This window comes from Nitrosospira sp. NRS527 (assembly GCF_018406445.1).
Lineage (GTDB): Bacteria > Pseudomonadota > Gammaproteobacteria > Burkholderiales > Nitrosomonadaceae > Nitrosospira > Nitrosospira briensis.
Genome location: NZ_AP024515.1, coordinates 3,030,160 through 3,053,575 on the forward strand (window position 1 = coordinate 3,030,160; position 23,416 = coordinate 3,053,575).

A 23,416-nucleotide genomic window follows, 5' to 3' on the forward strand; every position below is an offset into this window, starting at 1 on the left:
ATTCGATGAGCGGTTCGCCAAGGTGGCGCCAAGTTGGTGGTGTGCCTGGCCGGCTTTGAAGACGCGATAGCCGTGAGGGCGCTGCCGGAAAAATACCGCAAGTGACCGCGCATCCCGAATATACGGGAGCGATTGAACGATGCGCCGCTGGGAGGGGTGATTCGCATCTTCCCCAATGACGATTCCGCCAGGCGGCTGATCGGCGCTGAGCAGGTTGAGAAAAATGAGGTCTGGCAGGAACGCCGCTACCTGGCTATGGACGAATTCGCGTAGCGGGCGAACGTGCCATCACCGGCAAAAAAACGTCATTGAACCGAGCAAAATAAATTTACAGCAAAATTTGGACTTGACTCCAGTTTGCCGCCACAACACAATGACCCGTCTGGATGCCTAAATGGGCAGCGGAACCTCCAATCTCATCAATGTTCTTTTGATGAATTTTTGCGACGCCTTCCGGTTTCATCCGAGCTTTCCCATCAGGAAATAATTCTAATGGAAGCCAATAGCGCAATATACTGATTCTACGGTGTTGAAGGGGTAAAGTACGAACTGTTCAAGTTGTACTAATTCAATACGGGACAACAATGGAGCTTGATCTACGCTTCAGCGACAAAGAGGTTACGGCGCCATAGACAGTGGATGGAAGGCCTCTGGGATCGCTCGAAAACCTTCAATCCCCCCAGTCGCTTTCTCTCCATTTTTTAACCCTTGAAAAGGGTTCTAATGGAAAATCTCGGTTCATTCCCGACACAAATTTAAATGAAATACAGAAGAGAAATAGATGGTTTGCGAGCTGTCGCCGTTCTGCCGGTAATTTTTTTTCATTCCGGTTCAGAGTGGTTTAAGGGCGGCTTCGTTGGCGTTGATATTTTTTTCGTCATCAGCGGGTATCTCATCACATCAATAATTCTTGCTGAAAAAGAAGCAGGTAAATTCACGCTTCTCACTTTCTATGAAAGAAGAGCGCGGCGGATTCTTCCAGCACTTTTTTTTGTAATGCTGATATGCCTGCCATTCGCTTGGTATTGGATGCTGCCATATCAGTTGATAGACTTCGGACAAAGTCTTATCGGCGTGCCTGTTTTTTCGTCGAACGTGGTATTTTGGCTACAGTCAGGTTACTTTGAAGCTGCAGCGGAAAAAAAACCTTTACTTCATACTTGGACTTTAGCAGTCGAGGAACAGTTTTACATCATCTTTCCTCTTCTAATCATTATTTTTTGGCGACGAGGTAAGAATTGGCTGGCGGTACTGTTTGCCGTTGCCGCTGTTGCTAGTATAGGGCTAGCGGAATGGGGTTGGTGGAACCACCCCGTACCTAATTTCTTTCTTGCACCCACCCGCGCCTGGGAGCTTCTGATTGGGTCACTGCTTGCCGTCTACTATCCTATGCTGCACAGGAGGAGATACCTTCCACCAGTCAGCCAGCTAGTCAGCTTCGCTGGTTTTGTCTTGATCACCTACGCTATTTTCAATTTCGACAAAGAGACGCCCTACCCCAGCGTTTATACTTTAATCCCCACACTCGGTACAGCCTTAATTATTCTCTTTTCCAATCCTGACACAATTGTCGGGCGAGTGCTTGCTCACCGATGGCTTGTAGGCATAGGGTTGATTAGCTATAGCATCTATTTGTGGCATCAACCGTTGTTTGCTTTTGCTCGCATCAGGAATTTTGATGTATCCAATACCTGGTTACCCTCCCTTTTATGCGTTTCCTCTATTGTGCTTGCCTATTTGACGTGGCAATACGTTGAGCGTCCATTCAGAGATAAGCAAATTGTGAATAGAAAGGTATTGTTCTTTTCCGCTTTATCCATGAGTGCGTTAATGATAAGCATCGGTGCGGTATTTATATTGAAAGATGGCTATGCCTCGCGCTATCCGGAGAGTGACAGGTACTTGGCTAGTCTTAGTTTTTCAGATCAGAAATGGTACGTAAGCAGGCGTTTTTATGACGCGCAGCTTTCGGAGTTTGACGCCAGACGTCCAAAGATCTTTATCGTCGGTGACAGCTATGCAATGGATTTCGTGAATACGTATTCCGAGAACAATTACATGAGGAATGCCAGTGTTTCGACTTTACTGGTTAAGGCTGAGTGTGGCCTGGTAATTTCAGGGCGTGATTTTTCCTCGCATATATCCCCCGCCAAGAGGGTGAGCTGCGAGCGGAGAAAGCCTTTTGAGCAAGAAAAGACAATTAATCGTATAAAAGAGTCGGATGTGCTGATTCTGGTCGCGGCATGGAAGTTATGGGAAGCGCAATACCTAGACGAGACTATGACTGCTCTGAAGCGCTTGGGCGCCAAGAAAATCTTGGTGGTAGGGAGAAAGAATTTCGGAAAAGTAGAGCCCATCAGTTATTTGGGTATGCCCAACGATCAGCGAAAAGATCTCACGAATGCTGTCGAGGAATCCCATCATGTGGTGAATGAGTTCATGAAGAAAAACCTTTCCTCAGAAATCTTCATCGATTTTCAGAACACCGTTTGCGGTGATGAAAAGTTCTGCCCTTTATTTACCGCAGATTCTCGCCTGATTTCGTATGACGGTGGGCATTTAACTAGCGAGGGAGCGACATATGTTGGAGAAAGATTGTTTACTCACCCACTACTTGCACAATTTAGATAGAGGATCTGCTTTAGGAATTCTGGACACACATGAGGAGTCTTCGGCAAACTGAGCTATTGAAGGCGGTTTGCCATGAGACGAAAGCAATTTTCGATGGGGTGGCTGATGGGGATCGAACCCACGACAACCGGAATCACAATCCGAGTAACAAAATTCTGATAGACGGCTGATTCAAAAGTCAAACCATCACTCCCGCAGTCTAACATGGCCAGATTCCAGCTCCTTGGAAACTCGCGGCAGCTCTGACGCTGTTTCCATATCTTAGACAATATTTCAATACCTGCTATTGTTAAATCAGCACATATTTACTTATGGGAACACATGGTTCCGCATATGGACTGTTAGTGCTTTTTTTACGGTTAGCGCTGGAACGCCATGGTACGTGTCGTTATGAAGAAGCCCCCTGAGGAGGAACTAAAAATGAGAGCTTTTTTTATTGCCTCGTTAATCAGCAGTATTTTTGCTGCTAGCCCAATAATTGCTCTTGCTTCCCCCGACAAGGAGGAAGAGAGGGAGGCCATTAAGAGGGAGGAATGGAAGGCCGAAAAGGAAGAAAAGAGGAGGGCCGAAAAGGAAAAAAAGGAGGGTAGTGCCGCAGGGACGAAAGACTGGGACAAAGGTGAGGTATACGAGCTCCCCGACCCTTGCTTGAAAAACTCCAATCTTCCAGGGTGTGAAGTCGGTCGATATTAAAATGAAACTTAAAGACTGGAAAACGGTAGCCGAAGACTGGAAAGCGTTTATTGAAGTAGTCGGAACCATTTTGGGTTGGTTGGCACTTCTCTTCGGGGGCGGGTTTGCTATCTGTCAGTATCTCGAAAAAAACAAGGCAGACCGGATAAAGGAAAGCTTGGTGTTCGTTGAGCGGTTCCAGAAGGCGCCGATTTATGACAAATGGGAACGAATAGCAAGCACATGGCGCAATCATGAAGAAGAGATGAATGATCTCCTTAAGATTCCTGGCGTGACAGAACAGTGGAACAGTTTCGTCCTAACGACCATAAAAGAGGAACAGATAGAGGGTGATGTCTTTGCCATTATTGATTTTTTTCGTTTAGTACATGTATGTGCCCGGAGCGAGATATGTGATGCCGATACGATAAATGAATTCTTCGGAAGTGAAGTCCGTACATTTTTTAGGCTGCACTACCCATTTATATCTTACAATCGAGAGACCCGTAAGAATCCGTCACATGCCAAGGAGTTAGAGGAGTTTGTTGCATCCTTGCCGCGCTGACACAGGGTTTGACGTGGTGAAGGAGCGACCTCCGGAGAATTGCTGGTCAGGATACTAAAACATGGTATGAAACTTATGATGTATTCAAGCTGAAACCACGCACCTACAAGGATTACAGCAAAGTGAAATCATCCTGAAGTCATTAAAGTTCACAACGCGGATTCAAATTCGAAATGCAACATCTAATGGTGGCCTGGTATAGCGCACCGTTTTTACCAATGAACACCTCAAACGGTGTTCTGAATAAAGTGGCCCCCTCAGTCAAGACAATATTGGGTGAAGTTTAAGAGGGTAGCCTTTCACCCGCAGCGGCACGGCGCTGCCCCGGTTTTGCTTCTGTATTCTGTTCCTGAGCGAGCTTATTTCTCGCACTGAATTTATCTGCAATACTTGCTCCGCCACCGGCTGCGGTCCGGTAGACCACATCCGGTGTGCGGTAGTCCAGCGATTGGTGCGTTCTTTCCGTGTTGTAAAACACAAGTATTCTGCCAGTCCCAGCAGCAATTGCGGCAGGGTGGCGTACCCTTTCAGATACACGTCCTCGTACTTGACGCTACGCCAGAGCCGTTCCACGAAGATGTTGTCCAATGCCCGCCCGCGCCCATTCATGCTGATGGCAATGCCGTGCGCCTTGAGCACACCCGTGAACGCCTCCGAGGTGAACTGGCAGCCCTGATCGGTATTGAATATCTCCGGGGTGCCGTAGACCTGTAGCGCTTGTTCCAGGCAATCCACACAGAACCCGCTATTCAGCGTATTCGATAACCGCCATGCCAGCACCTTGCGCGAGTACCAGTCGATCACGGCCACCAGGTACACAAATCCTCGCGGCAGGCGGATGTAGGTGAGATCCATGCTCCACACCTGATTGGGCCGGGTCACGATCATGCCTCTGAGCAGGTAAGGATAAACCTTGTGTCGCGGATGCGGGAGACCGGTGTTGGGTCCCGGCGCCATGCCGGCCAGTCCCAATATGCCCATCAGCCGACAAATTCGCTTGCGGTTGATCCGGTATCCCATGCCGCGCAGATACGCCGTCATCTTGCGGCTGCCGAAAAACGGGTGGCGCGTGTATTCGGTATCGATCAGCGCCAGGGGATCACGCGCGCTGATCCAATGTTTGCGCGCTTCTACTGGCATATCCCGGACTTTTTTTTAAGCCAGTCCAGCTCCATCTTGAGCCGCCCGATTTCGGAGTAGAGCCGCTCCGGGTGAGCGGATTGATCCACCGGCTTGGGGCCGCGCCTGGCGTCAAATATGCCTGCCGCCTGTTCTTGCAGCTCCTTCTTCCATAGACCCACCTGGGTAGGATGCACTCCAAACTCCTGGGCAATCTCGTTTATCGTCTTGACCCCCCGGATGGCCTCAAGCGCCACCTTGGCCTTGTATTGACCGCTGAAATTCTTGCGCTTACTTTCACTCACAACCTGCTCCTTTTCTATCGCAGGCTACTATCTTAAATTATTGTCCGGAAATTGGGGTCCACTATACCCCGCACCTACCAGGACAATCTTACTGAGGCAAAGACGCTGCTTGCGGTATTTGGAGGAATGCGGCCATGTGATGTTCGTCCGATGCATGTGGCACAGTATCTCGACGTTCGCGGTAAAAAAGCCCCCGTTCGCGCGAATCGGGAAAAGTCTCTGCTATCGCACATATTCAGCATGGCAATGCGCTGGGGTGTGGTGGACTCCAATCCGTGCCGAGGTGTCGCCAGAAACACTGAGAAAGGGCGCGATAGGTATCTTATCGATGCCGAGTTTATGGCGGTCAAACATATAGCTGGAGACTTCATTGCTACAGTCATGGATTTCGCCTATCTGACTGCACTCCGCAAAGGCGATATTTTCGCGTTGCGGCTTGAGCAAATCACCGCAGAGGGCATCTATATTAAGCAAGGTAAGACTGGCATGAAGCAAATATTCGAATGGATACCGACGCTGAGGGAAGTGATTGCTCGCCCACGTGCGTTGCCGCGCCCTATACGCGGGCTATATCTCTTTTGCACTAGGAGAGGGCAGCCCTACACAGATGCGGGGTTTAAAGCGATGTGGAACCGCGTACAGGTAAAATGGGCTGAGTCAGGGGGAGAGCGTTTCACCTTCCATGACATTCGAGCAAAGGCGCTGACCGACGCTAAAAGGCACGGGCTTGATGCTCAGGCATTGGCCGGCCATACTTCATCGGCTACGACCGACCACTACATCAAGATGAAAAAATTTCGGAAAGTGACTCCGTTACTATAGGTTAAATAGTGCAAATTCGCCTGGTGGGCATCAACCGAAGCTGTCGCTCGCTCGGGAGCAGCTATACCTCCTCAGCAATTTCGTGCCGGTTGTCTTCTAGGGAAGGTAACCGAGTGCCACTTGGAAGTTCTTCTGCGCGAGACTGTGTCCGCCAAACAATGTCTACTATCTCCCTAATCCTATCGACAAGAGGCTTGGCATCATTGCCGAGTTTCGCGAGGATGACACCCGCATCCCCAACGAGTCCCCAGTAGCGATCAAGATCAGAGACCTTCTTATGCATTTCCGCCTGGAGCTTTTCTAGGCGGTGCAGTAGCCTCTGTTGGTGCTCTTGCTCTAGCACCTTGGTCTTTGATATCTGATCTCGAAGCTCGTTAATTAGGTGTTGCACACGATCCAAGTCACCTTGAGAAAATTCATAAACAAAACAACTTCCCAGCTTTGTCCGAAAGCGTGATCGTAAGGAAGAAACTTTAAGGTTCGACATTTCAATCTGGCACGCCTTTTGAATATCTACCAAGTATCCCCATATGAGACCACAGTCGGCTGTTCCCCCGCTGGACAGGCTGGGAGGTGTTCGAACGGACGCTAATGGAAGAATATTCGCATAAAGCATTTCAATAACCAGAGCATAAGCCTCGACCAAAACGTCATATTGGTTATCGTCCCAATCTGGCGAAGCGGACGTTACCTCCCCCACGAGATCGACCATCTGAATTGTGCCAGCAACAGGATCAGCCTTTAATGAATCGATGAACTCTTCTTTAAAAAACAAGATTAATCTCCTTGAGAAGGTGATCACGAGAAACGAGCGTTTCCATAACAATCAAACTGACGTAATCCAAGGTGCCAAGTGAACGCCCTGCTGTCTTTAAGTTATCGGGGGACGAGATACTCTACTAATCTTGCGAAATGCGTTTTAGGGAATCAAGGTATCTTAGACAGTTGTCTAAGATAAGGTCTGCAAGGATTTCGGAAAGGAACAACGATATAATATAACCTACCGAAAATATTGGGGTGGCTGATGGGGATCGAACCCACGACAACCGGAATCACAATCCGGGACTCTACCACTGAGCTACAGCCACCATCCGAGAACAATAACGCATGTTGATGCTCAGGCACCAATGGCTAAAGAAATAGCCTATGGCGTGCCCGACAGGAATCGAACCTGTAACCCCCAGCTTAGAAGGCTGGTGCTCTATCCGGTTGAGCTACGGGCACCACTCAAATCGGATTTCGCCTCAGATTAGCATGAATTGGTCGGGGTGGAGAGATTTGAACTCCCGACATCCTGGTCCCAAACCAGGCGCGCTACCAGGCTACGCTACACCCCGGAAGGGCGATAATATACCTTTCCGGCTACAAAAGGTCAATTTATACTGTTGAGGAATGGTATATCGAATCTCACGCATTGACAGGAATTTCTTCCGCATTCCAGCACACAGGTTAATTTGCCGACTTCTTGATTTGAACTAAGCCTCAGCTCTCGCATTTATTCCGCTCGATCAACGCATATGCAGAGTGATTATGGATGGATTCGAAATTTTCAGATTCCACCACATAGGCGTCTATACGTTCGTCCCGATTCAGTATCGCCGCTATGTCACGCACCACGTCCTCGACGAATTTCGGATTGTCGTAAGCCTTTTCGGTTACATACTTCTCATCCGAACGTTTCAATAATCCGTAGAGTTCACAAGACGCCTGGTCTTCTGCCATACGTACCAGATCTTCTATCCATACGAAGCTCCTGGTTCTAACTGATATTGATACATGGGACCGCTGGTTATGTGCGCCATAATCGGAAACTTGCTTCGAGCACGGGCACAGGCTGGTCACGGGTACAACGACTTTCAGGGTGAATTGGTAGCTTCCTTTTTTTAGTTCACCGGTAAAAGTCACTTCATAATCCAGCAGGCTTTTTATGCGTGAAACGGGAGCCATTTTGCTGATGAAATAAGGAAATGTCATTTCGATATCGCCAGATTCCGTTTCCAGCTTCTCCACCATGGCCTGTAGCAGGCTTTCAAACGATTCTACGGAAATCGCCCGGTCGTGGCTGTTAAGTATTTCCACAAAGCGCGACATGTGTACGCCTTTGAATTGATGCGGTAGATCCACATACATATTGAATACGGCGACGGTGTGCTGGATAGACCCATCCTTGTCTCTTATCGAGATCGGATGACGGATGGCCCTGATACCCGCCCTGTTGATTGCAATATGCCGGGCATCGAATGCATTCTGCACGTCCGCAATAGGAAAATTCGTATCGTTCATGAAGGGATATTTTTTCCTGGAAGCGAACACGGATGCGTAAATATATGCATCCGGTTGCGTTGACTACTCAAAAAGTCTTGCTCTGACGGACTCGACGATGGTCGCCTTATCCAATCCGCAATCAGCCAGCATTTGAGAGCACTCACCCTGGTCTATGAAAACATCGGGCAAACCTAATTGCAATACGGGAACCGTAAAACCCCTGCTTGCCAGAGATTCGATCACCGCACTACCAGCTCCACCCATGATCGTATTTTCTTCAACCGTTACCAGCAATTCGTAGTTTGCCGCTAATGACGCGACCAGATCGTCGTCCAGGGGTTTGACAAAACGCATATTAGCCACGGTAGCATTTAATTCTTCTGCCGCTTCAAGGCAAGGCTTGAGCATGCTGCCGAAAGCCAGCAGCGCGATTTTTACGCCTTCCCGGCGAATCTCACCCCGGCCTATCGGTAACATCTGCATCTGCGCTTGCGGCGTTATACCCGTTCCCATGCCTCGGGGATATCGCACCGCTGTGGGCGTATCCATCTGAAATGCGGTATAGAGCATCTGACGGCATTCATTCTCATCCGCAGGAGTCATTACGGTGATGTTCGGGATACAGCGCAAATAGGTTAAATCGAAACTTCCAGCATGCGTAGGGCCATCTGCTCCAACCAATCCGGCCCGATCGATAGCAAATACGACCGGCAGATTCTGAATAGCGACATCGTGAATCAACTGATCGTAAGCGCGCTGCAAAAAGGTTGAATAAATAGCGACAACCGGCTTCAATCCGTCACAGGCCAAGCCCGCGGCAAAAGTGACTGCGTGCTGCTCCGCGATACCGACATCATAATAACGATCAGGATATTCCTGAGAGAATCTCACCAAGCCGGAACCCTCGCGCATAGCCGGCGTAATCCCGACCAGGCGCTGGTCCAGCGCAGCCATGTCGCATAGCCAGTCTCCAAAAATCTGCGTATAAGAGGGCTTGCCTGGGGCTTTGGGAATGATACCGGCGTCCGGATTAAACTTGGTTACACCGTGATAGAGAATCGGGTCTTCCTCCGCCGCCTTATAGCCCGCACCTTTGCGCGTTACGATATGCAGAAACTGGGGTCCATCAAGATGCTTGATGTTGTTGAGCGTGCCTACCAGTACGTCGAGATCATGACCATCGATAGGGCCGATATAGTTGAAACCGAACTCTTCAAATAGCGTACTGGGCGTCACCATGCCTTTTACATGCTCTTCGGCACGCTTGGCGAGTTCGAGCACGGGTGGAACGACACCCAGCATTTTTTCGCCGGCACGTCGTGCCGTCGCATAAAACTGACCTGACATGAGCCTTGCGAGATAATTGTTGAGTGCGCCCACCGGACGCGAAATCGACATGTCGTTGTCATTGAGAATCACCAATAAATTGGTGTCCATGGCACCCGCATTGTTCAGGGCTTCGAATGCCATACCTGCACTCATGGCGCCGTCGCCAATCACCGCGACCACGCATCGGCCTTTGCCCTCGCGTTGCGCTGCTACCGCCATACCTAAAGCAGCACTGATGGAGGTGCTGGAGTGAGCCGTACCGAAGGCGTCGTACTCGCTTTCGTCACGCCGTGGAAATCCTGCTATACCGCCCTGCATGCGTAGCCTGCTCATGCCCTCACGACGACTGGTAAGAATTTTATGAGCATAAGTCTGATGGCCCACATCCCATACCAGGCGATCATTGGGTGTGTTAAAAACATAGTGCAGTGCTATGGTCAATTCAACCGTACCGAGATTGGAAGATAGGTGCCCGCCCGTTTTAGAAACGGATTCGACCAGGAACTGCCGCAACTCGTCGGCAAGTTGCGGCAGCATCTTGCGTTCCAGCCTTCGCAACTTTGAAGGGGTAGTGATGGTATCAAGCAGTGGATACATTTAAACCTTGAAAATTATAGTATTCTTTACCGAAGAAAATACGAGTCAAAACTCCCGCTGGATGATGAAGTCGGTTACTTGCCGCAACCGTCCCGCCTTTGCGCCAAAAACATCCAGCGACTGATATGCATCGCGCCGCAGCTCTTCAGCCAACTCACGTGCCCGACCGCTCCCGAGGATACTCACGTAGGTTGGCTTATTATTTTCGGCATCCTTGCCGGCAGTTTTACCCAGCGTCGCGGTAGTCGCTTCTGCATCGAGTACGTCGTCCACTACCTGGAATGCCAAGCCGATACACTTCGCGAAATGATCAAGGCTCATCAGTTGGCTCTCGTTCAAACTACTACCGCAACCCGCACCAAGCATTACAGCAGCCCGAATAAGCGCTCCAGTCTTATGAATATGCATAAACTCCAGCTCCGGCAGACTTAATGTCTTTCCAACGCTGGCGAGATCAACGGCCTGCCCTCCTGCCATACCGCGAGAACCCGCAGCTTGCGCCAGATGCTTGACCATTTCCAATTGTATTTTCGGGGTATCAGCCAAGCAATACTCGCCCAACAATTGAAAAGCGAGGCTTTGTAAACTATCGCCCGCCAGCAATGCGATGGCTTCGCCATACTCGATATGACAAGTAGGCTTACCCCGCCGCAACACGTCGTTATCCATGCTGGGCAAATCGTCATGCACCAGCGAATAGGCATGTATCAGTTCCACTGCGGCCGCGGCAATCGTCACCCGCTCTTCGTCCGCCTTGTTCAGCTCTCCTGCCGCAAAGGCAAGCAACGGCCGCACGCGCTTGCCTCCACCCAGAACGGTATAGCGCATGGCGTCGTGCAGACGTTCGGGAGCAACGTTTGCAGCGGGAAGCAAGGTCTGCAGGGAATTTTCGATGCGTACCTGGCGGCTCCTCGCCCAATCCTGGAAATCAGTGGTCATCGATACCAGACGGGGAGAAATTTTTCAGTGTGTCGGCCTCAAGAAGACGTACCTGTTGTTGCGCATCCTGTAGCTTTAATTGGCAGTATTGTAGCAACTCCGCACCACGTTTGTGAGCTTCGAGCGATATTTCAAGCGGCATTTGTCCTGCTTCCATTTCTATTACAATAGATTCCAATTCTGTCAAAGCGGCTTCGAAACTTTCGGGCCGTGAAAATTTGACGGAGTTAACGGGCTTTGTCATGATAAACACATTGTCGCAAATTAGGTATATTGCGGGCAAGCTACAAAAATAACGCAATAAGCAGGGTCAGGTCAATTAATCCACGAAACTTTCCCACAAAAACGATCTCTTGGTGACAATTATAAGCGTTTCAGAACGAGAGCAAGCGCTTTCCACTTTGCCCGGTGCGTTTATTCAGCAATTTTAATCTTTCAACTCTCTTTTTTATTCCTCAAAAGATCTAAAAGTAACGAAATATGGCCGATCTCGTTGATGTTTTCCAACTGGCACCGACTCAACTACCGGTTGAATGGTACCTTGACTCCCACATTCTCGACCTGGAAAAACACCTTTTGTTCGACCAGGGGCCCGGCTATGTCGGCCATGAAATCATGCTGCCGAATGTGGGCGACTATTATGTGCGGGAATGGATGAGTAATGCCAAGTTCCTGGTGCGTAACAAAGGCGGCATTGAACTTCTATCCAATGTTTGCCGGCACCGGCAATCTCTGCTGCTGAAGGGTCGCGGCAATACTAGAAACATTGTCTGTCCCATACATCGATGGACTTACGATATGAGCGGCACGCTGCTGGGCGCCCCTCATTTTTCGAAAAATCCCTGTCTCAACCTTGGCAGCACACCGCTGCAGAATTGGAACGGGTTGCTATTTGAAGGCAAGAGAAACATCGCGCGCGACCTGGCACCCCTGAGCCTTCTCAAGGATTTCGATTTTTCCGGCCATGTGCTGGAACGGGTCCAGGTAGAAGAATATGCCTGCAACTGGAAAACTTTCATCGAAGTTTACCTGGAAGACTATCACGTCGAATCATATCATCCGGGCTTGAACAACTTCGTTGATACCGCTGAACTTAAATGGGAATTTTCAGAGTGGTACAACGTACAGACGGTGGGTGTGAATGATGCGTTTACTCGTCCCGGCACGCCGGTCTACGCTAAATGGCATGAGCAACTATTGCGCCAGAGTTCAGGAAAAATGCCGAAGTATGGTGCGATCTGGATGCTCTACTATCCAAACATCATGCTAGAATGGTACCCGCATGTACTGATTATCAGCACGCTGATTCCGACGGGAACAGAGCGCTGCACCAACGTCGTCGAGTTTTACTATCCGGAAGACATTGTCTTGTTCGAACGTGAATTCATTGAAGCGGAACAGGCCGCCTATCATGAAACCGCGGTTGAAGATAACGAAATATGCAAACTGATGACAGCCGGACGCCGCGCGCTATACGAGCAGGGAATCAATGAAACAGGCCCGTATCAGTCACCGATGGAAGATGGCATGGTTCATTTCCATGAATTTGTGCGACGCGAAATCGGGCCGCACATAAAGTGATTTCGAATTTGCCACTGACTAATTTTGCATGCTTTTTTGAGGTTACCCCATGATTACCATTCAGGAAGCCGACAATTTAATCAGCGTTGCTGTTTTCGGTGAGTTTACCTTGGCTGACTACAAGCAATTCGAAGAGCAGGTACTCTACAAATCCAGGCGCGACAGCAAAGTGAATGTGCTGTTCGATTGGCGCGACATGCTGGGCTACACTGTCGACGTCGCATGGGAGGACCTCAAATTCATCCGCGCACACGGCAGTGAATTCAACCGGGTTGCAATAATTACCGAGAACCAGTGGCAGGCTTGGGGTGCCTGGGTATCCAATCTATTCGTTGATGCCGACATCAGGGTATTCGGTCACTACACCGATGCCAAAGCTTGGGTAGAAGCTTAAAGCGGCCTGGCGCGGGCTCAGACTTATCTGCGATTATCAGATCAGGAAACCTGAATTCCTCCCACTACCCACCTATCCCCTTCCATAAGCAGTAATGAACATGCCTGTGGACAGGCTGAAGCCCCGCATGACGAACATGACATCGCTCGTTCATTTGGCAGTCGTATTCATGTAGAATGCCCGCTGAAGAGGTCGAGGCCAGGTGTGGCCAGTTCCAACCGAAGACGCAGGTTCAAGTAGTGTTGCAAAAAAACGACACATTTCTCTTCTATTCTCCAAAATCTCTTTATATTGGCCGCCAACTCGTACAGAATGGAACCTGTCGATCTTGCTGTGTTAAGGAAGGCTTGCTGTTTATTTAAACGACGCCTGACACGACTGAAAATGGTGGCATCACAGCTACATGGATATGACGGATGGTATTGTGTTGGCAGCGAAGTCAACAGAAATGTCGTCAGTTACTGATCTTGGTAGCGCACCTGAGCTCCTGGTATTTAATTGATAAAGATTCAAATTCAAACTGAGCATTCCGAGCTCGAGCGGTAAACGGATAGCGATCAGAACTACTGTATTTCGGACCGGATTACTTACATTACAAAAAGATGATTAGACCATTAATTTGGAGGGGAAGACCTTGAGTTCAACAATAGCGAAGTTGAACGCTCCGCTAACGCAAGCGTTTGATCCTCGGTTATTAGACGAGTCGCCGATAGCAATAACCCCAACACCGACGTACAACACTCAAGATCAACGATTAGCTGATTTTGAAACCTTGACTGCTGCCTTGGAATATGCGGCAGCTGGCGTCGCGGGATTTAATTTCTATGATGCCAAAGGCAATCTACGCTCGATCCTTCCGTATCAGGCGTTAAAGCAAAATGCCCAGACGTCAGCCCAACGCTTGATGGGCATGGGTCTGACCAGCGGCAATCGCGTGGCCATTATTGCCGATACCACCCCAGAATTTGTAGAATTGTTCTTTGCATGCCGCTATGCCGGATTGGTTCCTTTTGCGATGCCGGTACCAGTCAATCTTGGCAGTCATGCTGTATATGTTCAGCAGCTGCGGGGGATGCTTGATGCGGGTCAGGCGAGCGCCGCCATAGCCAATGTGGACTATATTAATTTTCTGAGCGAAGCTGCGGAGGGATCCCAGGGATTACGCTGGGTCGGCACGCCGGAACAACTCGGAAAGTTTGCAGTTCCCGATACAGCGCTACCGACAAATACCCCTGACGAAATCGCTTATCTTCAATTCACCTCTGGCAGCACGCGCACTCCGCGTGGGGTAATTATTACCGAACGTGCACTGATGAGCAATTTACAGGGAATTGTTCGGCACGGACTGGAAATACGCGCTGGCGACCGCTGCGCATCATGGCTACCGTTTTATCACGATATGGGGTTGGTGGGCATGGTGATGGCACCAATGGTGGCACAGGTTTCCGTCGACTATCTGGCCACCCGCGATTTTGCCATTCGACCTCTGCAATGGTTGCGGCTGATTAGTCGAAACCGTGCTACCGTGGCGTTTAGCCAGCCATTCGGACTCAAACTTTGTACCTTGCGAGTCCGCGATTCCGATTTGGAAGATCTTGATCTTAGCAGTTGGCGAGCAGCGGGTGTCGGTGCGGAGATGATCCGGCCCGATACTTTAAGGTATTTTGCGGAAAAATTTGCACCTGCGGGTTTTGATGCGCGAGCCTTTCTCCCTTGTTATGGACTGGCGGAATCAACGCTTGCCGTAACTTTCTCTCAAATTGGGAAAGGTTTTCAGAGCATTCAGGTGGACGCTGGAACCTTGATTGATAAAAAAATGGCGGTTCGGTTACAGGTGGAGGGCAGGAAATATAGCGAATTTGTAAATTGTGGACGGCCCTTGCCAGGACACACGGTCAAGATCGTCGATGACGCTGGTCAGGAATTGTCTGATTTAAAAGTGGGCAGCGTGCTGGTGCAAGGTAGCAGTATCATGACGGGCTACTTTAATAATCCGGAAGACACCCAAAAAACGCTGCAGCCCGGAAACTGGCTGGATACAGGAGATCTTGGTTTCCTGTTCGAGGACGATCTTTATGTCACTGGCCGTCGTACAGATGTAATTATCGTTAACGGGCGCAATATCCGCGCGCAGGACATAGAAGAACTTGCCGAGCAACAACCTGAGGTGAGAGCCCGGGAGGCGTCTGCCTTCGGTATAACCGATACTAATGATGTTACAACGATCGTTTTGGTCATAGAATGCCGTCTAACCTCGATAGCAGATCGTCAATCTCTCACCAGTCGGTTGCAACGTCTTGTATATATGGCATTTGGCGTTAATTGCCTGGTCGAATTAGTTTCGCCGCATACTTTGCCTCGCACTTCCTCAGGTAAGCTATCACGTTTTGCCGCACGTCAGGGTTTCATACAGCGGACACAATTGACTGACCAGCTATCTGCTGAGTCTGGGGAAAAATAACCAACATATGTCAGGTTCCTGGGTGGCCGTGACCGGTGCCACCGGCTTTATTGGTCGTGTTCTGCTACAGTCACTGATCAAGGAAGGGTGGAAGGTCAAGGCCTTGACCCGGCGTCCGCGGACTGACGATGAATTTACGCAATGGATTGAAGGTGATTTAGATAATTACCAGGCGCTGCGAAGCCTCGTCACGGGTGTTTCGGCAGTTGTACATTGCGCAGGGCAGGTTCGCGGTAGCTCTCTCAAGGACTTCGTCCATACTAATGTGGATGGTACGGACAACCTCGTGCGTGCTTCAATAGAACAGAGTTCACCGCCTCGTTTTCTCCTTATATCTTCCTTGGCTGCCAGACAACCGGAGCTCTCTTGGTATGCAGCCAGCAAGCGCATGGCTGAGCAACTGGTTAGTGACCACTCGCAAAGGATGCCATATGCAGTTTTTCGTCCAACCGCCGTCTATGGCCCGGGCGATAAAGAAATGAGTCCACTTTTCAGAGCAACCCGCCGCGGCCTGTTGCCAATGGTGGGGCACAGCGCAATGCGTTTTGGTTTGCTACACGTCAATGATTTGGTGGCGGCTGTTATCTGCTGGCTTTCCACCAAGAATCCCGTGCAAGGCGTCTATGAACTTGATGATGGGACGCCCGGAGGCTACAATAGTCAATCCGTAGCGGTAATTGCGCAAGAAGTATGGAAGCGGCCCGTACATTGTATCTTCTTCCCGGCATCGCTTGTTTGGTTGGTTGCGACCATTAATTTATGGTCGGCGCGGTTGCTACGGTATTCCCCAATGCTGACCCCGGGGAAAGTCAGAGAATTACAGCACCCCAACTGGGTTTGCGATATAGCGCCTCTAACTCATGCGCTTCCCGGTTGGCGGCCCTCTGTCCAACTGCGTGATGCCTTGCCTCAAGCGGTATAATTTCTAACTAACAAATCAATTCAAACCGAGCAGCCATGGCGAGCGATTACACCGATGTTCTGCAGAAACTTTGCCATCACCTTAAGCAATTTTGTGAACCCGACGCGCAAATCACACCGCAGACAGATCTCATTCATCAACTTGCGATCGACTCTGTCAAATTGCTGAATCTGGTTATGGAAATTGAAGATGAGTTTGACATTTCCGTTCCGCTCAATGCACTTGCGGATGTGCAGACTGTTCACGAGCTTGCGAATTTAATCCATCAGATAAAGTCTGCACAACAATGAGTTTGCTAGATAAGCTTGATGCCGTTGCTGCGGCGAGAAAAGCCCTGCTACCCGAGGGAATTGACGTTTTTGGCACGCCCATAGAAGAGGTTTATTCTTCGACCGAGGCAAGAATTGGCGATCGCCGCATACTATTCCTGGGCACGAATAACTATCTCGGACTTACCTTCGCACCGGAGTGTCTGGCGGCAGCGCACTCAGCAATCGATAACGAGGGCACGGGCACTACCGGTTCCCGCATGGCCAATGGTAGCTACAGCGGACACCGTGCTCTTGAGCGAGAATTTGCCGATTTTTACGACTGCCATTCCTGTATTGTCTTTACAACAGGATATCAAGCCAATCTCGCTACGATCTCCGGCCTGGCTGGCGTTGATGATGTCGTTCTCATTGATGGCGACTCCCATGCAAGCATCTATGACGGATGCCGTTTAAGCGGCGCTGAAATCATCAGGTTCAGGCACAACGATATGGTGGATCTGGAAAAGCGTCTCCGACGTCTGGGAGACCGCTCACGCTCCACGTTAATCATTGTTGAAGGTATTTACAGCATGCTGGGCGATCGAGCGCCCCTTGCGGATATTGTCAAACTAAAGGATGCTTACGGCAGCACGCTTCTTCTGGACGAGGCACATTCACTCGGCGTCCTCGGCAAGACAGGCCAGGGTCTGGTAGAAGAAACAGGGCTCATCGACAAGGTCGATTTCATCACCGGTACATTCAGTAAAAGCCTCGGCGGCATTGGAGGCTACTGCGTGAGCAATCATGCGCAACTTGATCAGTTACGCTATGTCAGCCGTCCTTATATATTCACCGCATCACCTACGCCGGCTACTATCGCATCAACCCGGGCAGCGCTCAAATTGCTGCATGACGGCATCGAGCTACGCCAACAGCTTTGGAAGAATGTGCACCAACTTTATTCTCGGCTCGATGATCTCGGTTATCAGCTTGGCCCGGAGCCAAGCCCCGTTATCGCAATCATACTCGACGCGCCGCGACAGGCGCTGATGCTATGGAAGGGCCTGCTTGATCATGGTATTTATGTAAATTTAGTGTTACCGCCGGCCACACCTGACGGCTGCTCATTGGTACGCTGCAGCGTTAGCGCAGTTCATACCAGCGAACAGATGGATCAGGTAGGCAACGCTTTCGCCGAGTTGCGCGAAATTATTTTCGAGTAGGCTCTTGAGCAGTTCCTTGGTCTTTCTGCTTCTCAGCTGCGGAAGCTTCGTCCTGTTATGGCGGAGTCTGATAACCCCACATCGGTCCGGAATCTACCAATAAACAATGAAAGTGACGGATATCGCTTATCAGCGATAAATCAAAAAGCAGAAACTTGGGACTTCCATGTCCCTGGCAGCCTGTCGGACTTGAAGAATCGCAGCGAAAAAGTGATTGGGTGAGGGCAGATTTTGAAATTTTGAGGGTCAATAGTTATTCTATTGGCCGAAAAAGCGGCGAAATATGAACCGCCCAGACGCTTTTACAGCCGATTTCCTTTAAAACCGACAGACTGCTAGGGTCACCCATGATGGGCAACCGCTAGATGGAAAACGTAAAGCTTGTGCCTACCCGATGCCTCTAAGTCAGGAAGTTTTGGGACTTGTTGTCCGACGGCGCAGGAAAAAGAAAGCCGCGGCGCCGGCTGCGCCCAGTAAGAGTACGATCTCTGTCGCGCCAAAGCCTGAGTTATGGCCATCGTGACCTCCACCTCCTCCGACATGTACTGGAATGCGTACTGCTGTCGTCATCTTCCCGCCCTTCTCTGTCTCCAGTAGCAAGGCATACTGGCCGAGCTCCTCCAGGTTCAGCGAGAAGGTGATGCTTCCAGATGCGTACTCTTTGGCTGGTATGGACATAATCTCATGCTCTCCGCCCCCCTCTCCATGCCCTTCCATAACCATACGGACTGCAATGGGTATTTCCCGAGAGTCGAGATCCGTCAAGTCCACCGTGAAATACAACTCGCCAACTTCCGGAACATGATCGCAATACGCATGAGTGGGCGGAAGTGCACCCTTGGGTTTTTCATAGGCACTGAAGGCAACGGGAAAAGCACCCGATTTGATGGCACAGTCTCCCGAATGATGGCCTTCATGAGCAAGCATAAGCTGCGCGTGGACTGGCAGCGCCACCAGTGCTACGAGCGTAGCACACGCTAGCCCAGCAGCCCACTCAAACATTTTCTTCATAATATCTCCGGTTTCGAATTCGCAAATTCATCGCGCACAGCGCTGACGATAGTAAAAGATTGTATAACAAACCATCCGGGAATAGGAAATAGCGTACGTCCGGTCGTTTCGCGAAAAGATGAGCTAACTGGACTTGAATGTGTTTTATCCCAGCACCGCCGCGATTGTGGCATGGGACAATCCAAGCAATCCAGTTACGTACTTACCTCAACCATACGCTGCTTGATGCGATATTGCTGAGCCCCGGCATCATATAAGAGTGGCGAGAATAAATGGCGGTTATGTCGTGGAATTATTCAGTAAGTCGAATGAGAATTCAATCACCGAAACCGAATCAGTCAATATCAGCCACGCATCGTCTTCCGCGCGACCTCAGCTTTGTGTGAGAACCGTTTTTTTGTTTTGTATCGGCGTTGATCTCATACAAAAGAAAATGAAGCTGGCCGATAAGCCGGGTTCTGTCGTGGACAGTCATTCCTCTAGGCGTGCGGTTACCCGCAAGCTCAAGCAACCTACCCGCAGGCTCAGCGAGCCGCATCATTGCCTGCCTATTTGGTCTTGCTCCGGATGGAGGTTACCGCGTTTCACCGTAACTTAATACGCTCGTCTCTGTGGCCCTATTCCGCACCTCACGGCGGCCGGCCATTAACCGGCATCCTGCTCTATGGAGCCCGGACTTTCCTCCCCCCGCCTTCCATTACTGAAAAGCAGGCAGCGACTGTCTAGCCAGCTTCGATAGGGATAATACCCTAACGCGGCGAAGAGGAAGCAAACTTCTCAATTAAGGGTCTACGGAAATGCACAGCTTATGAAATATTCGAGGTATGATCTGGATTCGAAAAACGGATGACCCGGATGAACCGTAGAAAACTGCTTATTTCTGCGTTGGTGCTTATCCTTTCCGGATGCGCTTTATTGCATCCTCAGGAACCCCTTCGGATCTCTGTAGCGGGACTTGATCCGTTGGAGGGACAGGGCATGGAAGCCCGCTTCGCGGTACAACTCAGAATCCAGAACCATAGCGACAAACCGATCGATTATGACGGCATTGCACTCGATCTCGATTTACGTGGAATGAGCTTCGCAAGCGGCGTCAGCGATCAGCGCGGCACCATCTCCCGTTTTGGAGAAACGGTCGTTACGGTGCCTGTGACCGTGCCCGCGACCGCAATTATCCGTCATGCGTTTGACCTGGCTACCGGCGATCGTACAAAAACCGAATACGAACTGCACGGTCGGCTAGGCGGAGCGGGGCTCGCTATTGGAAGAAGCTTCAACTCCACGGGAGAAATTACGTTGCCAACCCTGCCGCCAGAGGAAACGCAGTAAATACGATTGCACGGTTACCCCAACCGGGCGCCGACTTGCCTGACCCCGGCATCATCATCCCCACATAACCCGGCCTTGCAAGCCTAGTTATGCAGCGCCCGATTGATTAACACCATACCGTGCGCGATATTCTTCCATCGCACGCAGGTTGTGTACCAAGTCCTTCCTGTCCCGCAGATAACTGATGATACTGTCCAGGTTGGCAATGCTTGTGCCGTTAATACCAAATTCATGATGCACCTCCTGCATGGCGGACAGCGTCCCGTTGCCGCGCTCCATCCGATCCAGCGCTATGATGAGTCCACCGGGAACAGCGCCAGAACCGAGAATATAACCAACCGATTCGCGTACTGACGTACCGGCGGAAATCACATCGTCAACGATCAGTACCTGTCCAACAAGGGGGGCGCCCACGAGGTTTCCGCCTTCGCCGTGGTCTTTCACTTCTTTACGATTAAAACAGAAAGGGTAGTTATATCCGCGCTCCGCCAACTCGATGGCTATGGCGCTAACCAACGGAATGCCTTTGTAGGCGGAGCCGAAGAGCATGTCAAACGGAAGCTGGGCAGCAAGAATGGCTTTGGCGTAAAATTGGCCCAGCTTTCTCAGAGAGTCGCCATCGTTAAACAGTCCGGCATTGAAAAAATAGGGCGACATCCGCCCGGCTTTTGTTTTAAATTCGCCGAAGCAAAGTACATGGCGGCTGATGGCAAATTCAATAAATTCCTGACGGAAATTGGACATAGCAATGATGAACCTGAGAAGATGGATATGCGAATTATAACGGTTAACCTGAACGGCATACGCTCCGCGGCAAACAAGGGGTTCTTTCAATGGTTGCCGACGCAGGAAGCAGACATCGTATGTATGCAGGAGTTGAAAGCACAGGCCACTGATATTACCCGCGAAATAGTATCGCCTGATGGCTATCACGGCCATTTTCATTGCGCTGAAAAAAAAGGATATAGCGGCGTAGGCACGTACAGCCGATGCAAGCCGGATAACGTTGTCTCGGGCCTGGGCATCCCGGAGATCGACGCGGAAGGACGTTATCTGCGCCTTGATTTTGGCCGGGTGAGCGTGATATCGGTCTATTTTCCTTCCGGCTCCAGCGGAGAACATCGGCAAGCCGCAAAATTCTTCTTTCTGGAGCGATTTTTTCCCATGCTCAAACAGCTGGCGGATTGCGGCAGGGAGATCATTTTATGCGGCGACTGGAATATTGCCCATAAGGAGATCGACCTGAAAAACTGGCGATCCAATCAGAAAAATTCCGGCTTTCTCCCGGAAGAACGCACCTGGCTTACTGACGTTTTCCACGAACTTGGATTTGTCGACGTATTCCGTCAAATCAATCCGGAGCCTGAGCAATATACGTGGTGGTCCAATCGAGGGCAGGCATGGGCAAAAAATGTGGGCTGGCGTATCGATTATCAGATTGCGACCCCCGGAATTGCCGCCAAGGCCAAGGCTGTTTCCATTTATAAGACGGAACGGTTTTCCGATCATTCACCGCTTATTATCGACTACGACTACAGCTTATGATCCCGAATCAGGTAATCGATCGATTGGATGCCCTGCCTCGAATGCCGGATTTGGCCTAATGCCCGCTGCCTTGTCCGGCTGGCTGCACGCTTTTCGTATTTACACCCACCCACGCGTGTTGGGAATGCTGTCATTGGGCTTCTCTGCCGGATTGCCGCTGTTACTGGTACTGGGGACCTTGTCATTCTGGTTACGGGAAGCGGGGATCGATCGTTCCACTATTGGCCACCTGAGCTGGATCGGATTGGCTTACGGCTTCAAATGGATGTGGTCTCCCCTGGTGGATCGCCTGCCTTTGCCATTATTAACCCGTTTACTGGGGCGACGGCGCGCATGGCTTTTGCTATCGCAAATCTCTATTGTCGTCGCGCTGATCGGCATAGCAAGCACCGATCCGCTCGAAAATTTGACGCATACGGTCTTTTTCGCCTTGGCCGTCGCCTTCGCTTCTGCAACGCAGGATATTGCACTGGACGCCTATCGAATCGAAGCGGTATCGCTGAGGCTTCAAGGCGCCATGGCCGCCACCTATCAAGCAGGTTATCGCATGGCAATGATTCTGGCTTCCGCAGGCGCCTTATGGATAGCAGCGGCGGTAGATCCTTCGGAAGCCACCTATGAGTATGCTCCCTGGCGAACTGCCTACCTGGCGATGGCGGCCTTCATGGTGGTCGGGATTATTACCACGCTCATGATACGGGAGCCCGACGTCCCCGTTAACCGTCTCATCTCGGAGAATGAAGATCGCGCCAAGGCTGCTATTGCGCACTGGAATCTGAGCGTACGGCTTACGCAACTGCTGGCCTGGCTATATGGGGCAATGGTCGCGCCCTTCCGGGACTTTATTGTGCGTCATGGCGGACAGGCATTGCTGATTCTGGCTTTAATCGCGGTCTACCGCATCTCGGATGTAGTGATGGGCGTGATGAGCAACCCGTTCTATGTCGACATGGGATATTCCAAGGATGAAGTGGCAACGGTCTCCAAGGTTTATGGCGTAGTCATGACGATCGCCGGCGCGGCCATCGGCGGTGTATTCATAGCGAAAATCGGCATTATGCGCACGCTTTTTCTCGGAGCGGTATTGTCGGCGGCGACTAATCTTCTGTTTGTCTGGCTCACAGGGCGCGGGCACGACGTCACCGGGCTCATATTCACCATTTCCGCCGATAATCTTTCAGCCGGCATTGCCTCTTCCGCTTTTATCGCCTACCTTTCCGGCCTGACCAACTCCGCCTATTCCGCCACGCAATACGCCCTGTTCAGCTCGGTGATGCTGTTGATGCCAAAATTTATCGCGGGGTTCAGCGGCGACTTTGTCGATGCTTACGGTTACGCCAGTTTCTTTACCGGCACAGCGTTACTGGGTCTTCCTGTGCTGGTTCTAGTGTGGCTGGCCGGGCGGGCGAAATTTGACACTGCGGATTCCGAAATGCATCGCAACTAAGGAAATTT

At 50.6% G+C, this 23,416-nt stretch carries 21 protein-coding genes, 3 tRNA genes, 1 other RNA gene and 1 pseudogene; 14 read left to right on the plus strand and 12 right to left on the minus strand.

Features of this window, described 5'->3' with window-relative positions:
• Positions 1-132: 132 nt before the first annotated feature.
• From KJS40_RS13455 to KJS40_RS13470, 4 genes are all read left to right on the plus strand, one after another.
• The gene (locus tag KJS40_RS13455) at positions 133-273 is read left to right on the plus strand and encodes a transposase (protein ID WP_213538384.1); all 141 of its coding nucleotides are present in this window, start codon (positions 133-135) and stop codon (positions 271-273) included.
• A 486-nt stretch (positions 274-759) separates the two neighbouring features.
• Positions 760-2,631 (plus strand): acyltransferase family protein, encoded by a 1,872-nt coding sequence (locus KJS40_RS13460; protein ID WP_213538385.1) that lies wholly within the window; start codon positions 760-762, stop codon positions 2,629-2,631.
• A gap of 375 nt (positions 2,632-3,006) precedes the next feature.
• Entirely contained in the window at positions 3,007-3,324 is a 318-nt protein-coding gene (locus KJS40_RS13465; RefSeq protein WP_213538386.1) for a hypothetical protein, read from the plus strand.
• A gap of 1 nt (position 3,325) precedes the next feature.
• Positions 3,326-3,868, plus strand: coding sequence for a hypothetical protein (locus tag KJS40_RS13470; protein WP_213538387.1), 543 nt, complete (start codon positions 3,326-3,328; stop codon positions 3,866-3,868).
• A gap of 373 nt (positions 3,869-4,241) precedes the next feature.
• Here the strand turns inward: KJS40_RS13470 and KJS40_RS13475 are convergent.
• Positions 4,242-5,292: pseudogene (locus KJS40_RS13475) on the minus strand (IS3 family transposase); the annotation flags it as partial.
• 51 nt (positions 5,293-5,343) lie between these two features.
• Here KJS40_RS13475 and KJS40_RS13480 point away from each other — a divergent pair.
• Complete coding sequence (locus KJS40_RS13480; RefSeq protein ID WP_213538388.1) at positions 5,344-6,114, plus strand: tyrosine-type recombinase/integrase; 771 nt, start codon at positions 5,344-5,346, stop codon at positions 6,112-6,114.
• A gap of 61 nt (positions 6,115-6,175) precedes the next feature.
• Here KJS40_RS13480 and KJS40_RS13485 read toward each other — a convergent pair whose 3' ends face one another.
• From KJS40_RS13485 to KJS40_RS13520, 8 genes are all read right to left on the minus strand, one after another.
• Positions 6,176-6,889, minus strand: a complete 714-nt coding sequence (locus KJS40_RS13485; RefSeq protein WP_213538389.1) for a hypothetical protein — start codon at positions 6,887-6,889, stop codon at positions 6,176-6,178.
• Between the two features lie 238 nt (positions 6,890-7,127).
• Positions 7,128-7,202 (minus strand) — tRNA-His (locus KJS40_RS13490).
• 59 nt (positions 7,203-7,261) lie between these two features.
• Positions 7,262-7,338 (minus strand) — tRNA-Arg (locus KJS40_RS13495).
• A 36-nt stretch (positions 7,339-7,374) separates the two neighbouring features.
• A tRNA-Pro gene (locus tag KJS40_RS13500) sits at positions 7,375-7,451 on the minus strand.
• 145 nt (positions 7,452-7,596) lie between these two features.
• The gene (folE2, locus tag KJS40_RS13505; RefSeq protein ID WP_213538390.1) at positions 7,597-8,397 is read right to left on the minus strand and encodes a GTP cyclohydrolase FolE2; all 801 of its coding nucleotides are present in this window, start codon (positions 8,395-8,397) and stop codon (positions 7,597-7,599) included.
• A 63-nt stretch (positions 8,398-8,460) separates the two neighbouring features.
• The gene (dxs, locus tag KJS40_RS13510) at positions 8,461-10,305 is read right to left on the minus strand and encodes a 1-deoxy-D-xylulose-5-phosphate synthase (RefSeq protein WP_213538391.1); all 1,845 of its coding nucleotides are present in this window, start codon (positions 10,303-10,305) and stop codon (positions 8,461-8,463) included.
• Positions 10,306-10,350: 45 nt separating this feature from the next.
• Positions 10,351-11,244, minus strand: coding sequence for a polyprenyl synthetase family protein (locus tag KJS40_RS13515; RefSeq protein WP_213538392.1), 894 nt, complete (start codon positions 11,242-11,244; stop codon positions 10,351-10,353).
• Complete coding sequence (locus KJS40_RS13520; protein WP_025040964.1) at positions 11,234-11,488, minus strand: exodeoxyribonuclease VII small subunit; 255 nt, start codon at positions 11,486-11,488, stop codon at positions 11,234-11,236. Before KJS40_RS13520 ends, KJS40_RS13515 begins: the two co-directional genes overlap by 11 nt.
• 236 nt (positions 11,489-11,724) lie before the next feature.
• On the opposite strand from KJS40_RS13520, the gene KJS40_RS13525 reads away from it, so the two are divergent.
• The 6 genes from KJS40_RS13525 (at position 11,725) to KJS40_RS13550 (ending at position 18,076) form a co-directional block, all read left to right on the plus strand.
• Complete coding sequence (locus KJS40_RS13525) at positions 11,725-12,825, plus strand: aromatic ring-hydroxylating dioxygenase subunit alpha (RefSeq protein WP_213538393.1); 1,101 nt, start codon at positions 11,725-11,727, stop codon at positions 12,823-12,825.
• Between the two features lie 49 nt (positions 12,826-12,874).
• Positions 12,875-13,219, plus strand: coding sequence for an STAS/SEC14 domain-containing protein (locus tag KJS40_RS13530; RefSeq protein ID WP_025040966.1), 345 nt, complete (start codon positions 12,875-12,877; stop codon positions 13,217-13,219).
• A gap of 634 nt (positions 13,220-13,853) precedes the next feature.
• The gene (locus tag KJS40_RS13535; protein WP_213538394.1) at positions 13,854-15,680 is read left to right on the plus strand and encodes a fatty acyl-AMP ligase; all 1,827 of its coding nucleotides are present in this window, start codon (positions 13,854-13,856) and stop codon (positions 15,678-15,680) included.
• Positions 15,681-15,687: 7 nt separating this feature from the next.
• Complete coding sequence (locus KJS40_RS13540; RefSeq protein WP_213538395.1) at positions 15,688-16,602, plus strand: NAD(P)-dependent oxidoreductase; 915 nt, start codon at positions 15,688-15,690, stop codon at positions 16,600-16,602.
• Positions 16,603-16,637: 35 nt separating this feature from the next.
• Complete coding sequence (locus tag KJS40_RS13545) at positions 16,638-16,892, plus strand: acyl carrier protein (RefSeq protein WP_025040969.1); 255 nt, start codon at positions 16,638-16,640, stop codon at positions 16,890-16,892.
• Positions 16,889-18,076, plus strand: a complete 1,188-nt coding sequence (locus KJS40_RS13550) for an aminotransferase class I/II-fold pyridoxal phosphate-dependent enzyme (RefSeq protein WP_213538396.1) — start codon at positions 16,889-16,891, stop codon at positions 18,074-18,076. The genes KJS40_RS13545 and KJS40_RS13550 overlap by 4 nt, the downstream gene beginning before the upstream one ends.
• A gap of 405 nt (positions 18,077-18,481) precedes the next feature.
• On the opposite strand, the gene KJS40_RS13555 is transcribed toward KJS40_RS13550, so the two are convergent.
• Positions 18,482-19,087 (minus strand): hypothetical protein, encoded by a 606-nt coding sequence (locus KJS40_RS13555; RefSeq protein WP_025040971.1) that lies wholly within the window; start codon positions 19,085-19,087, stop codon positions 18,482-18,484.
• A 431-nt stretch (positions 19,088-19,518) separates the two neighbouring features.
• An RNA gene (gene rnpB, locus KJS40_RS13560) (RNase P RNA component class A) lies at positions 19,519-19,821 on the minus strand.
• A gap of 121 nt (positions 19,822-19,942) precedes the next feature.
• Between rnpB and KJS40_RS13565 the strand changes: the two genes are divergently transcribed.
• Positions 19,943-20,416 (plus strand): LEA type 2 family protein, encoded by a 474-nt coding sequence (locus tag KJS40_RS13565; protein WP_213538397.1) that lies wholly within the window; start codon positions 19,943-19,945, stop codon positions 20,414-20,416.
• An 87-nt stretch (positions 20,417-20,503) separates the two neighbouring features.
• On the opposite strand, the gene pyrE is transcribed toward KJS40_RS13565, so the two are convergent.
• Positions 20,504-21,160, minus strand: a complete 657-nt coding sequence (gene pyrE, locus KJS40_RS13570; protein WP_213538398.1) for an orotate phosphoribosyltransferase — start codon at positions 21,158-21,160, stop codon at positions 20,504-20,506.
• 27 nt (positions 21,161-21,187) lie between these two features.
• On the opposite strand from pyrE, the gene KJS40_RS13575 reads away from it, so the two are divergent.
• Positions 21,188-21,961 carry an exodeoxyribonuclease III gene (locus tag KJS40_RS13575; protein WP_213538399.1) on the plus strand — a complete coding sequence of 258 codons (774 nt, stop codon included), beginning with the start codon at positions 21,188-21,190 and terminating at the stop codon, positions 21,959-21,961.
• A 58-nt stretch (positions 21,962-22,019) separates the two neighbouring features.
• Positions 22,020-23,408, plus strand: coding sequence for an MFS transporter (locus KJS40_RS13580; RefSeq protein WP_213538400.1), 1,389 nt, complete (start codon positions 22,020-22,022; stop codon positions 23,406-23,408).
• Positions 23,409-23,416 lie beyond the last annotated feature (8 nt).

Bases quoted from the DNA above. Each gene is read 5' to 3' on its own strand.
- KJS40_RS13465 (WP_213538386.1), top strand. From the start codon at position 3,007: ATGGTACGTGTCGTTATGAAGAAGCCCCCTGAGGAGGAACTAAAAATG.
- KJS40_RS13550 (WP_213538396.1), top strand. From the start codon at position 16,889: ATGAGTTTGCTAGATAAGCTTGATGCCGTTGCTGCGGCGAGAAAAGCC.
- KJS40_RS13460 (WP_213538385.1), top strand. From the start codon at position 760: ATGAAATACAGAAGAGAAATAGATGGTTTGCGAGCTGTCGCCGTTCTG.
- KJS40_RS13520 (WP_025040964.1), bottom strand. From the start codon at position 11,488: ATGACAAAGCCCGTTAACTCCGTCAAATTTTCACGGCCCGAAAGTTTC.
- KJS40_RS13575 (WP_213538399.1), top strand. From the start codon at position 21,188: ATGCGAATTATAACGGTTAACCTGAACGGCATACGCTCCGCGGCAAAC.
- KJS40_RS13565 (WP_213538397.1), top strand. From the start codon at position 19,943: ATGAACCGTAGAAAACTGCTTATTTCTGCGTTGGTGCTTATCCTTTCC.
- KJS40_RS13470 (WP_213538387.1), top strand. From the start codon at position 3,326: ATGAAACTTAAAGACTGGAAAACGGTAGCCGAAGACTGGAAAGCGTTT.
- KJS40_RS13515 (WP_213538392.1), bottom strand. From the start codon at position 11,244: ATGACCACTGATTTCCAGGATTGGGCGAGGAGCCGCCAGGTACGCATC.
- folE2 (WP_213538390.1), bottom strand. From the start codon at position 8,397: ATGAACGATACGAATTTTCCTATTGCGGACGTGCAGAATGCATTCGAT.
- pyrE (WP_213538398.1), bottom strand. From the start codon at position 21,160: ATGTCCAATTTCCGTCAGGAATTTATTGAATTTGCCATCAGCCGCCAT.
- KJS40_RS13545 (WP_025040969.1), top strand. From the start codon at position 16,638: ATGGCGAGCGATTACACCGATGTTCTGCAGAAACTTTGCCATCACCTT.
- KJS40_RS13580 (WP_213538400.1), top strand. From the start codon at position 22,020: ATGCCCGCTGCCTTGTCCGGCTGGCTGCACGCTTTTCGTATTTACACC.
- KJS40_RS13530 (WP_025040966.1), top strand. From the start codon at position 12,875: ATGATTACCATTCAGGAAGCCGACAATTTAATCAGCGTTGCTGTTTTC.
- KJS40_RS13540 (WP_213538395.1), top strand. From the start codon at position 15,688: ATGTCAGGTTCCTGGGTGGCCGTGACCGGTGCCACCGGCTTTATTGGT.
- KJS40_RS13555 (WP_025040971.1), bottom strand. From the start codon at position 19,087: ATGAAGAAAATGTTTGAGTGGGCTGCTGGGCTAGCGTGTGCTACGCTC.
- KJS40_RS13525 (WP_213538393.1), top strand. From the start codon at position 11,725: ATGGCCGATCTCGTTGATGTTTTCCAACTGGCACCGACTCAACTACCG.
- dxs (WP_213538391.1), bottom strand. From the start codon at position 10,305: ATGTATCCACTGCTTGATACCATCACTACCCCTTCAAAGTTGCGAAGG.